This is a genomic window from uncultured Ruegeria sp., assembly GCF_947500045.1.
Lineage (GTDB): Bacteria > Pseudomonadota > Alphaproteobacteria > Rhodobacterales > Rhodobacteraceae > Ruegeria.
On record NZ_CANMQQ010000014.1, the window covers coordinates 14,623 to 26,230 of the forward strand.

The following is an 11,608-nucleotide window of genomic DNA, read 5'->3' on the forward strand; positions in this document are numbered from 1 at the left end:
TGAATTTCAGAGCCACTGCAATTGTTATCTGGAATGACGCACCGTGATCTGCTGTTCTAATGTTGCATAGATACTGACCGCAGGAAGCACACATGAAAATCGCAACCGCCGCCTATAACCTTGATTGGCTCGACAGCTGGGCGCAGTACGAAGATAAGCTTGAGGCATGGGTGTCCCGCGCGGCGGATCAAGGGGCTGATCTTCTGGTTTTTCCTGAATACGGCGCGATGGAGTTGTCGACGCTTGACGGCCCAGACGTGGCCGGTGATCTCGAGCGCTCAATCCATTCCGTTTCCGACCGTATGGAGGATGTGCAAGCCGTGCATTCGCGTCTTGCCAAAGCCCACAGCACCTACATTCTGGGGGCGTCAGCCCCGGTAATTGCCGGGCAGGGTCGTCCGGTGAATCGCGCCGCCTTCTATGCCCCAGATGGGTGTCACGACCATCAGGACAAGCAGATCATGACACGGTTCGAACGCGATGTTTGGGATGTTGTTTCTGGTGGTCCGTTGAAGCTGTTTGATACGGCGTTGGGGAAAATCGGTGTTCTCATTTGTTATGATAGTGAATTCCCACTGTTGGGCCGTGCCTTGCAGGATGCGGATCTGATCCTTGTGCCGTCCTGTACTGAAGCCTTGTCAGGGTATTGGCGGGTTCGGATCGGCGCCATGTCGCGCGCCCTTGAAAATCAATGTGTTACGGTGATGTCGTCACTCGTTGGCAGCAATGATTGGTCAGAAGCAGTTGACATGAACACGGGCATGGGTGGTGTGTTCGGTCCGCCAGATATCGGCTTTCCGCCAACAGGGGTTCTTGCAGAGGGCACATTGAATGCCCCCGGCTGGACCTATTCCGAGGTTGATCTGTCAGCAATCGCAAATGTCCGTGCGGATGGGCGTGTGCTGAACCGCACCCATTGGGCCGAGCAGGAGACACGAGTCAATTCAGTCACAATATCTGCCCTTTAGGCGATTCCGCCCTTGAAATAAGGCCGGAATAGGCTCATTTAAGCGCACGAACTGCAGATTCTGCAGGTGCAACCTAATGATGGAGACAACATGGCCAAGGAAGATACGCTCGAATTTCCCGGTGTCGTGAAGGAACTCCTGCCTAATGCGACGTTTCGGGTCGAGCTGGAAAACGGCCATGAGATCATCGCACATACGGCAGGCAAGATGCGCAAGAACCGCATCCGTGTTCTGGCCGGTGACAAAGTTCAGGTCGAAATGACCCCTTATGATCTGACCAAGGGTCGGATCAACTATCGCTTCAAGTAACGTCTGACACATGGCGTTTATCCTCGGATCGGGCAGCCCGCGGCGGCTGGACCTGCTGGCGCAGCTTGGCGTAAAGCCCGATGCGATCCGCCCCCCCGACATCGATGAAACGCCACTAAAGGGCGAGCTGCCGGTGCCGTATTGCAGCCGCATCACACGAGAAAAAGTGCAGGCTGTTCAGGCAGATAATGGCGATATCACCCTGTGTGCGGACACAACGGTCGCACTGGGGCGACGCATTCTTGGCAAACCCGGTGATGCGGGGCAGGCGGCCGAGTTTCTGCACGCCCTATCCGGTCGACGCCATCGGGTGATCACCTCGGTTGCGGTACGGTGCGGAGAAAGAATTCTCCAGCGCGACGTGGTCTCTCAGGTCAAGGTAAAGCGCCTGTCCGACACCGAAATCAATGCCTACCTTGCGACGAATGATTGGCAGGGCAAGGCAGGAGCCTACGCCATTCAAGGTCCAGCCGGCGCTTTTATCCCATGGATTTCAGGTTCGTTCACCGGTATCGTTGGCCTGCCTTTGTCCGAAACCGCCGCTCTGCTGCAAGGCATCGGCTATCCGTTGTATCGCGAGGTATCATGAAGGGTCGCACCATCATATTGGATCACATCCAGGGTCGCGAAGCCGCAGCGCTGATGGTGGACGGTGTCCTCGACGATTTTCTGATCGCTGCAGATGCCCCTGCGCCTGGCACAATTTACCGCGCCCGGGCGGATCGGCCTGTCAAAGGTCAGGGTGGTATGTTTCTGTCCACCCCCGATGGCCCCGCTTTTCTGAGGCAGGTCAAAGGCTTGGCACCAGGTGCGATGTTGTTGGTACAGGTGACGGGATATGCCGAACCCGGCAAGGCCATACCGGTCACGAACCGCATCCTGTTCAAAAGCCGTCATGCGATTGTCACGCCAGAGGCGCCCGGGTTGAACATCTCGCGCCGTATCCGCGATGACGATAAACGGGATCAACTGCTCGAAATCGCCCATGATCAAATGGGAGACAGCGCGCACGGGCTGATCTTGCGCTCTTGCTGTCAGGAGGCCGATGCAGACGAGATTGCCGAGGATATTTCAGCGATGCTGGCTTTGGCAGAACAGGTGCTGAGTGATACGGGCACCGAGCCGGAGGTCCTGAGTGAGGGCGATGGTCCGCATATCCTTGCGTGGCGGGATTGGACAGATCCGGCCGAGGTGGCGACCGCGCCGGGCGGTTTCGAAGACTATGGCGTATTGGATGCGCTTGATACGGCGCAGGGGATTTCCCAGCCGTTGTCGGGTGGTGGCCATGTATACATCCAACCGACCCGCGCATTGATCGCGGTGGATGTGAACACCGGCTCCGATAGCTCTCTGGCCGCCGGTACCAAGGCCAACTTCGCTTGCGCCAAAGTCTTGCCGCGTGCCCTGCGTGTACGCGGATTGGGGGGGCAGATCACACTGGACCTTGCACCGATGCCCAAGAAAGACCGCAAGGGCTTTGAATCCGCTCTGCGAGCAGCGTTTAAGTCCGATCCCGATGAGACGATTCTGGCTGGTTGGACCCCGCTGGGCCATTTCGAGCTGCAGCGCAAACGCGGTCGTATCCCATTGGCGGAGATATTGAAATGAGCTGCCCTCTCTGCGGAGAAGACACACTCCGCGCCTTTCGCCCGTTTTGTTCGAAACGCTGCGCGGATATCGATCTGGCGAAGTGGCTGAATGGCTCTTATGCGGTTCCATTGCAACGCGAAGAAGATGCCGAAACAACTTCGGAACCTACTGACGGCTACCAGCCTCGTCCGCATTGAAAAAATCTCAAAAAGCCTCTGGACACTGCCTTTGGCAAGTCATAGAACGCCTCCACCCAACGGCACTCGCCGTTCCCGTGCCCGGGTAGCTCAGGGGTAGAGCAGTGGATTGAAAATCCTCGTGTCGGTGGTTCGATTCCGCCCCCGGGCACCATTAAAATCAACGGCTTGACCAGAATTAGATTGACCGCAATAGATCATTGTCTCGGGTTTTCTCACATATTTTGGAGGAACTTGAGATTGGATTGGATGTGGGATTAGGTTACAGAGATGGCGACGATTTGTGGACCAATGATGGCAAGCATGTGGGAAAGTTCCAAGGTGATGAAGTGTTCGGTCGGGACGGCAAGTATCTTGGTGAGGTGATAAACCAGAACCGTCTCATAACGAACCAGGCAAAGTCGGGTTGGATAAAGTCTCCGTTTGGTCCATTTGCCCGTCGCGCAGGGATTGCCAGATACGCCAACTAAGCTGGCTACGCGATGTATGCTGGGCATGAGGACTTCCCGTGGCCGAGCACCTTCAATTAAGGCTTCATGCCACGTGAGCCACTTTTCTCGGCCCAATGCTTCTGCTGGCTGCAGAGGGGGATGTGGGGCCTGACGGTTATCGTCTCGTCAGCGCAATCCATTGCGATTGATGACGAGAACTCCGCTCAACACCGGTTTGTCATAAGCCCGAGGCTTGTCGTGCAACTTCGGGCAAACAAGGGTGGGCTTGGCTATCTGCTCGTCGGTCAGTCAGCAAAGGTCACCAAAGTCACCGCTCCGTTTCTAATGCCGTGAACTGCACTGGGAAGCAGATCTTCGGTGCTCTGGAGCCACACCCGATGTCTTGTTCAAGTCAAATCTTCGACACGCGCGTCAGGAGCGTTGCGCTTGACGGATTCGATACCGTTGTCTCGCCCGGAGGTACTGGTGTAGCTCTCGCTGGTGCCGATGACCTGCCCATTGCTGGCCTTCAGGTTGAACATATGGCCACCGGATTTGGTTTCCTTGCGTTCGTATCGATCGTCATTGGGAGAGTTTGTCTTGACGGACGCGATGCCATTTTCTGCACTGGCTTTCTGAGTGTAGCCTTCGCTGGCCAAAATGATTTCACCGTTTCCAGCTTTTAGTCGAAACCGATATTCACCAGCTTTGTCTTCGTAGAGTTCAAATTTTCCAGCCATGTGATTTACCTCGTTATTGTAGAACCATAAACATCATCACGACGTTGCTACGTTTGGTGATCGGTCACAAGGTAAAAAATCAAAGCGGGTGGAAAGTCGCTTCGTTGCAGGATTAGAGGGGGATCTGGGCAGAGTTCACCAAATTTCTGTCGACAAGGCATCACAAAGCGCGTCCATCTTGGCTAACTTTTAATTGAATGGCAGCCAATGGTCCCTTGGATCTGAGGATTTCGCGTATGCTTCACCATATGGCACTGTCAATGCCTTTTACGAGCCGCTCAAAAGACGCAACTGCCCGTCAGTGCAGGTGTGGCTGATAGTTTCAGTCACAATCTCTATGCGTTCAGCAGCAACATTCAGTTTGAAACCTATTGTGGAGCGTACTTGAAGCCCTTGCTTGGGACGCTGCGCCCAGCCCCCAATCGTCAATACGAAATAGAACATGTAGGTTGTTCAAAGGCAGGCGCGTTTCCCAAATCCGTCTGCCTAATCAACCTTGGTTTTCAGAATGCCGATGCCGTGGGACAATGTGTTTGGATCAGAGATGATCCGGATTTCTAAATTCGTTCCACCTTGACCGAGTCTTCGGGATAAAATGCCAGATGGTCCTTTATCTCGGCAATGGCAGCGACCGGGCTTTCATAGCTCCATGCGGCGTTCTCAGTGACCGATGATTTGTTTACGATCGAGAAATGCGTGGCCTCTCCCTTGCCTGCGCATTGGATGACCTTGTCGGTCCGGTCCAGAAATGCCATCGCGATATCCGTACGTGGAAAGTAGATGACCGGGTCTTTGTCACCCTCAAGCAGTTCCAGCGCTGCAGTGGTTTCGCCCAGAATTGCCCCGCCTGAACGGACGCTCCATTTGCCCGGCGCTTTGCGGATCGTGATGGTGTCTGTCATTCCTGTTCCTTCCCTCGTCGTCTCAGGGCATGTTCTCTGCCCAATCTATATAACATCCCGGTGTCAGACCGGCGCAGTTGCGGCATCCAACCACAGTTGAGCGGCTTCGCCCAGTCTTGGTCGGATTTTTTCCACCACCTCGCTGTGATAGGTATTCAGCCACATGCGTTCTTCGCGCGTCAGCATGTCGACAACGATCAGACGCCGGTCGATGGGCACATATGTAAGCGTGCGCCAGGTCAGCATGGCGCGCTCATCATCGCCGCCGGGCAGGGTAGGTGCCTTTTCCACCACCACAAGGTTTTCCAGCCGGATACCAAATGCGCCTTCGCGGTAATATCCCGGCTCGTTGGACAGGATCATGCCCGGCTCCAGCGGGACGTGGCTGACCCGGGACAGGCGTTGGGGACCTTCGTGAACGCTCAGATAGGTGCCGACCCCGTGCCCAACGCCATGGTTGAAATCCTGCCCCGCCAGCCACAGCGGCAGCCGCGCGACGCATTCGATATCGCGCCCGGCCAATCCGACCGGCCAGCGCAGCATCGACATGGCAATCATGCCTTTGAGAACACGGGTAAAGCACGCCTTTTCCTCATCCCTCACATCGCCGATTGCGATTGTTCGCGTGATATCAGTGGTACCGTCCAGATACTGCCCGCCGCTGTCCAACACCAAAAGATGACCATCCTCTAGCCGGCTATCGGTATCTTCGGTCACCCGGTAATGCATGATGGCGCCGTTTGGCCCAGTGCCCGCGATGGTGTCGAAAGAGATGTCCTGCAGGGCATTGTCCCGGCTGCGGCTTTCCTCCAGCTTGGTCACCACCTGCGTTTCAGTCATGGTGCCCGGGGCTTGTGCATCCAGCCAGCACAGCAAGTCCACCACCGCTACGGCATCACGCAAATGCGCCTCGGCGGTGCCTGCGATTTCGGCGGGGTTCTTGCGGGCTTTTGGCAGGGCGCATGGGTCGCCTCCGGCGACCATCCGGTCCCCCAGCGCATCCGCCACGATCTGCGGAACCGTGCCCGGATCAACCTGTACTTTGCCTTCAAGCGTCGCGACCGCCGCCAGGAACCCCTCCGGTTCATGTTGCGCCACCTTTGAACCCAGATGATCCTTTAACCCGATGAGTTTTGCGGCAGCCATGAACAGGTCCACCCGGCCATCGGCATGCAGAATGGCGAACCCATGAGCCACTGGGTTATATGCAATGTCCGAGCCGCGAATATTCAGCAGCCACATGATCGAATCCGGCAGGGTGATCACCGCTGCCAAGTGATCGGCGCGCTGCAGTTCACCGGCAAGGCGTTTGATCTTGCTTTCGGCACTTTCGCCAGCGAACTCAAGCGGATGGGCCCTGACCGGTTTCATAGGCGGCGCGGGCTGGTCCGCCCACACGCGGTCCACAAGATTGTCGCAGCGGATCAGTTCGATCCCGCTGCCTTCAAGTTCTTTCTGCGCGGTGGAAATCTGACCAGCCGCGTGGAGCCAGGGATCAAAGCCAACTTTGCCCCCTTTTGGTAGTTGCTCTTTCAACCATGCGCTCAGGCTGACATCGGGCCATGGCACTGGCGTGTAATCCTCAGCCACCTGAGCTTTCACCTGAGTGCGATAGCGCCCGTCGATGAAGACCCCTGCAATATCCGTCAACGCAGCACAGAACCCAGCAGAGCCCGTGAAACCTGTCAGCCAGGCCAACCTCTCATCCCGAGGGGCGACATATTCACCCTGATGCGCATCTGCGCGTGGGATCAGGAAGCCCTGAAAGCCTTCGCGCGCCAGTTCATCCCGCAATGCTGCCAATCGCGGGGGGCCTTGTTCCGGGCGTGCGGTCACTTCGAATGTCTGGAACATGTACGGCCTCATCGGGTGTGTGTGGATGCGGTGGAACCTGAGGGCTGAACCGAGAAATGTCCAGCGCCTGATCAGATTTCGGCGGGGGTTTCCAGAAACTCGGTCAGGGTTTGAATATAGATGTCGTAAACTGCGTTGCCGGGCAGCGGGATGTGATTGGCTGTTTCAAGAACAGCCAGCGACGCCCCCGGAATTCCCGCTGCCAGTTTGCGTGCCTCAGACAAGGGATGAACCGCACTGTTTCGCGCGTGCAGTACCAAAGTCGGGCATTGGACCTGAGGCAACAAATGCAAAACCGAAGCCGTGTTCCCGCTATCGCGCTGGTACAGCTTTTCTTCCATGGAATAGAGCGTCTGCAGTTCACCCACGATCTCGCGCACAGTTTCAAGCGGGCCTTCCGGAAAATAACTGAGCAGAGAACCAACAGCATAACCGCTCCCCGGATCCTGCCAGCCTTCTACAATCAGGTTGCGGATTGAATCTGGCCCGTCCACATCATCGCGATGATTGCGACCCTCAGCCCAACCGCCGACAATGGCAAGGCGGTTGACCCGGTCGGGAAAATTGACGGCAAAGCGCAAGGCTGAAAATAAACCGCCGAACTCTGCGACAATCGCAAATCGGTCAAAACCTGCGGCCTGCGAGACCGCCAGTATATCCTCGGTAACGCCGTCATAATCTATATGCCCGGGATCCCCCCAATTTGTCTGTTGGTGCTTGTTGTAGCGCAGAAGAGTGAATTTCGCCTCCATCGCGTTGATGTAGGCCCGTTCCGACGGCAATCGCCATTCCGCTTCCAGATCATAAACAATCGATCCGACGCGCAGCACTGGGGGACCATCGCCCGAGGTCGTGTAGGCGATCGCCTGACCATTTTGCCCCTGCGCATATTTCAGGTGCTGTGTTTTTCGGGCCCTAGGTGACGAGGTCAGGGAATTGTCACAACTGACCTCGGCTGCCATTTGCAGACCACGTCGCACGATCGTCCGAATAATCCGTTGCGATTTACCATCATCTCCAACGGCCCGGCGGGCTGCAGCGATCCGCGCGCTGATCGTTGAATCCGAGACAAACCGGCCATTCCAAACACGCGCGATGATCTCGTCCCGGGGCACAAGTTTCCCCGGATGCGCCGCCAACAGCACCAGCAGATCGAACACCTGAGGCTCAATTGCAACGGGCTCACCCCGGCGGGTCAGGATGTGGCGATCCACGTCCAGAATACAGTCTGCAAATTCATAGCGCATGGGGCAAATACACTCCGTTTCTCGCGGAACGACAAGGTTCAACAACAATCTCAAGGGTTTCTAGCGCGTATCTCAGGACCGGCTTCAAGCGGGTCGGATGCGGTTGAGACACAATCCAAACAATAGAACAGGAGACCGAATATGTTCCTACCCTTCGATACAGCGCTGCTGCACCATTCAGCACGCCGCCATCGGCCGCATAGATCAACATGGCACAACGGGCTTGCTTGGATGGCTTTAAGTCTGCACTGGCGCGGGCGAGCCGTCAACCAGCCCGCTTCATCCCCATAACCCGTGCCCGCGCGCGTGGATCGCTGTCGAACAGCGCGGCCAGTTGTTCGGTCATTGCTCCGGCCAGCTGCTCTACGTCAGTGATGGTCACGGCCCGTTCATAGTATCGGGTCACATCGTGGCCGATGCCAATCGCCAGCAATTCAACCATCTTGCGCTTTTCGACCATGGCGATCACATCGCGCAGGTGCTTTTCCAGATAGTTCGCCGGATTAACGCTGAGCGTTGAATCATCAACCGGTGCCCCATCCGAGATCACCATCAAAATTTTGCGCGCCTCGCGCCGGGCCATCATCCGGCGATGCGCCCATTCCAGCGCCTCACCGTCGATGTTTTCCTTCAGCAAGCCCTCTTTCATCATCAGGCCCAAGTTAGGACGCGCACGTCGCCACGGTGCATCCGCGCCCTTATAGATGATGTGGCGCAGATCGTTCAGACGGCCCGGTTGCTGTGGGCGGCCGTCATTCAACCAGGCCTCACGCGCCTGACCGCCTTTCCATGCACGGGTGGTAAAGCCCAGAATCTCGACCTTCACATTGCAGCGTTCCAGCGTGCGCGCCAGAACGTCGGCACAGATTGCGGCAATCGAGATCGGACGCCCTCGCATCGAGCCCGAGTTATCCAGCAGAAGCGTCACCACCGTATCGCGGAATTCTGTATCCTTTTCGACCTTGAAGCTCAGCGGCGTGGTCGGGTTGGCCACGACGCGTGCCAAACGGCCGGCATCCAGAATGCCCTCTTCAAGGTCAAACTCCCAACTGCGGTTTTGCTGCGCCTGCAAGCGGCGCTGCAGCTTGTTGGCCAACCGGCTGACAGCACCCTTCAGCGGTTCCAGCTGCTGGTCCAGATAAGCACGCAACCGTTCCAGTTCAGCCGGTTCTGCCAGATCCTCGGCGGCGATCTCTTCGTCGTGGGTGTTCAGATAAACCTTGTAATCGGGATCGGCCTCGGACGCGGCCGGAGGGGCAGGCGGCTCCATCGGAGCTTCGCCCTCGGGCATTTCAGCCTCATCGCCCATCTCATCTTCGGCCATCTCGTCCATCGAGACCTGCGCCTGAGACTGGTCCTGCTGCTCTTCCTGAGTTTGCTCAGGGGTCGCATCAGCGTCCTGTTCGTCCTGATCATCCTGACCGGTGCTGTCGGGATCGGGCTGCTCTTCGGCGTCTTCCTCGGCCTGGTCATCCTGCTCGTCATCCAGCTCATCGGGGTCGTCACCCAGCTGGTCGCCATAACCAAGATCTTTGATCATCTGCCGGGCGAACCGGGCAAATTCGGCCTGATCTGACAGCACCTCATCAAGGTTCTCGAGCACACCACCTGCCTGTTCCTCGATAAACCCGCGCCACAGGTTCATGACATTCTCAGCTGCGGGAGGCATGTCGCGCCCGGTTGCCAGATGCCGGATCAAATAACCGGCAGCAACCGAAAGCGGTGCATCCGCAGGCTGCTTGCACTGGTCATAGCCGCGCCGGATCGCCTCATGTCCGATCTTGACGTCGATATTGCTGGCCGTGCCGGGCATGTCGCGCGCGCCCATCGCCTCGCACCGCGCGACCTCCATCGCCTCATACAAATCCCGCGCCATATCACCCGGGGGGGCATATCGGTTATGGGTCGCGTCATCATGATACTTGCGGTGCAACGCCAAGGCATCCGCGGTACCGCGGGCCAGCAAAACCTCTTCCCGTGTCATTCGGCGCGACACCTGAGGCAAGCGCATCGATTCACCCGACACACCGGACGGGTCAACCGTATAGGTCACCGACAACTCAGGATCGTCGGCCATAACTTTGGTGGCCTCGGCCAAGGCTTTCTTGAACGGATCAGCAGGGTTGTCGTTCTTCTGCGCCATGTTCACACGCCCTTCGTGTTTTGGTGACCCACCGCATCAATGCGAAACTGGATCCCCCTTCATCTGGCCAAAAATACCTCCGCCGGAGGCATTGCGCCTGGCAGGGCGCAATTCGGATTCTTAGCCCAGTGTCGCACTCGCCGCGCTTTCCGGCAGTTCCTCGTCAAAGCAGCGCTGATAGAACTCGGCGACGGTCTGGCGCTCAAGCTCATCACACTTGTTCAGGAAAGACAGGCGGAAAGCATACCCCACATTGCGGAAAATCTCAGCGTTCTGGGCCCAGTTGATCACGGTCCGGGGGCTCATCACGGTCGACAGATCGCCGTTCATGAATGCGGTCCGGGTCAGATCGGCAACAGTGACCATCTGGCTGACGGTCTTGCGGCCCTCAGCGGTGTTGTAATGCGGGGCTTTCGACAGAACGATCATCGTCTCAGCATCGTGGCTGAGGTAGTTCAGCGTCGAGACCAGCGACCAGCGGTCCATCTGCGCCTGGTTGATCTGCTGTGTACCGTGATAGAGGCCGGTGGTGTCGCCCAGACCCACGGTGTTCGCGGTGGCGAACAGGCGGAAGTTCGGGTTTGGCGTGATGATCTCGTTCTGGTCCAGCAGGGTCAGCTTGCCGTCATGCTCAAGTACACGCTGGATCACGAACATCACGTCGGCACGGCCCGCGTCGTATTCGTCGAAGACGATGGCGACAGGGTTGCGCAGGGCCCAGGGTAGAATGCCCTCGTGGAATTCTGTGACCTGTTTGCCGTCGCGCAGCTTGATCGCGTCCTTGCCGATCAGGTCGATCCGGCTGATATGGCTGTCGAGGTTCACACGCACGGCGGGCCAGTTCAGGCGTGCTGCGACCTGTTCGATATGGGTCGACTTACCGGTGCCGTGATAGCCTTGGATCATCACGCGGCGATTGTGGGTAAAGCCTGCTAGAATTGCCAGCGTGGTTTCGGGATCGAACTTGTAGGTCGGGTCGATCACCGGCACGCGGTCGCTGCGCTCGGCAAAGCCTTTGACCGCCATATCGCTGTCAATGCCAAACACCTCGCGAACCGAAATGTCCTCGGTGGGTTTTGCGTTGATGTCGATCGATCCGTCAGCCATGCGCCTTGTCCTTATCCTTTGGCCCGTTCACCGGGTTTGAACCCGTGTGTGGTGCAACATATTGCGGACAAGGGCAAGGGGAAGCGGTGAGCGGATCACGTTAGCAGGATGTTTCTTTGA

The 11,608-nt window shown here is 57.3% G+C and carries 12 protein-coding genes, 1 tRNA gene and 1 pseudogene; 6 read left to right on the forward strand and 8 right to left on the reverse strand.

Going from position 1 to position 11,608, the window contains the following annotated elements; genetic code table 11:
- The first annotated feature begins 92 nt into the window (after positions 1-92).
- From Q1B46_RS18785 to Q1B46_RS18810, 6 genes are all read left to right on the forward strand, one after another.
- Positions 93-968, forward strand: a complete 876-nt coding sequence (locus tag Q1B46_RS18785) for a carbon-nitrogen hydrolase family protein (RefSeq protein ID WP_299950472.1) — start codon at positions 93-95, stop codon at positions 966-968.
- Between the two features lie 90 nt (positions 969-1,058).
- Entirely contained in the window at positions 1,059-1,277 is a 219-nt protein-coding gene (gene infA / locus Q1B46_RS18790) for a translation initiation factor IF-1 (protein ID WP_005978431.1), read from the forward strand.
- A gap of 10 nt (positions 1,278-1,287) precedes the next feature.
- On the forward strand, positions 1,288-1,866 hold the full coding sequence (locus Q1B46_RS18795; protein WP_299950475.1) for a Maf family protein: 579 nt from the start codon (positions 1,288-1,290) through the stop codon (positions 1,864-1,866).
- Positions 1,863-2,885, forward strand: coding sequence for a ribonuclease E/G (locus Q1B46_RS18800; RefSeq protein ID WP_299950479.1), 1,023 nt, complete (start codon positions 1,863-1,865; stop codon positions 2,883-2,885). Before Q1B46_RS18795 ends, Q1B46_RS18800 begins: the two co-directional genes overlap by 4 nt.
- Positions 2,882-3,064 carry a DNA gyrase inhibitor YacG gene (gene yacG, locus Q1B46_RS18805; RefSeq protein WP_299950482.1) on the forward strand — a complete coding sequence of 61 codons (183 nt, stop codon included), beginning with the start codon at positions 2,882-2,884 and terminating at the stop codon, positions 3,062-3,064. The genes Q1B46_RS18800 and yacG overlap by 4 nt, the downstream gene beginning before the upstream one ends.
- Positions 3,065-3,143: 79 nt before the next feature.
- Positions 3,144-3,218, forward strand: a tRNA-Phe gene (locus Q1B46_RS18810).
- Between the two features lie 103 nt (positions 3,219-3,321).
- Here Q1B46_RS18810 and Q1B46_RS18815 read toward each other — a convergent pair.
- The 8 genes and pseudogenes from Q1B46_RS18815 to cobS form a co-directional block, all read right to left on the reverse strand.
- Entirely contained in the window at positions 3,322-3,561 is a 240-nt protein-coding gene (locus Q1B46_RS18815) for a hypothetical protein (protein ID WP_299950485.1), read from the reverse strand.
- 123 nt (positions 3,562-3,684) lie between these two features.
- A pseudogene (locus tag Q1B46_RS18820) lies at positions 3,685-3,804 on the reverse strand (IS5/IS1182 family transposase); the annotation flags it as partial.
- A gap of 98 nt (positions 3,805-3,902) precedes the next feature.
- Complete coding sequence (locus Q1B46_RS18825) at positions 3,903-4,235, reverse strand: YegP family protein (protein WP_299950490.1); 333 nt, start codon at positions 4,233-4,235, stop codon at positions 3,903-3,905.
- 557 nt (positions 4,236-4,792) lie between these two features.
- Positions 4,793-5,137 (reverse strand): DUF427 domain-containing protein, encoded by a 345-nt coding sequence (locus tag Q1B46_RS18830; RefSeq protein WP_299666773.1) that lies wholly within the window; start codon positions 5,135-5,137, stop codon positions 4,793-4,795.
- 63 nt (positions 5,138-5,200) lie between these two features.
- Positions 5,201-6,991: an aminopeptidase P family protein gene (locus Q1B46_RS18835; RefSeq protein ID WP_299950493.1), complete on the reverse strand. Its 1,791-nt coding sequence runs from the start codon at positions 6,989-6,991 to the stop codon at positions 5,201-5,203.
- A gap of 71 nt (positions 6,992-7,062) precedes the next feature.
- On the reverse strand, positions 7,063-8,238 hold the full coding sequence (locus Q1B46_RS18840) for a winged helix-turn-helix domain-containing protein (protein ID WP_299950496.1): 1,176 nt from the start codon (positions 8,236-8,238) through the stop codon (positions 7,063-7,065).
- Between the two features lie 265 nt (positions 8,239-8,503).
- Positions 8,504-10,381, reverse strand: a complete 1,878-nt coding sequence (gene cobT / locus Q1B46_RS18845) for a cobaltochelatase subunit CobT (RefSeq protein WP_299950499.1) — start codon at positions 10,379-10,381, stop codon at positions 8,504-8,506.
- A 120-nt stretch (positions 10,382-10,501) separates the two neighbouring features.
- Complete coding sequence (gene cobS / locus Q1B46_RS18850; RefSeq protein ID WP_299666784.1) at positions 10,502-11,488, reverse strand: cobaltochelatase subunit CobS; 987 nt, start codon at positions 11,486-11,488, stop codon at positions 10,502-10,504.
- Positions 11,489-11,608: the final 120 nt, after the last annotated feature.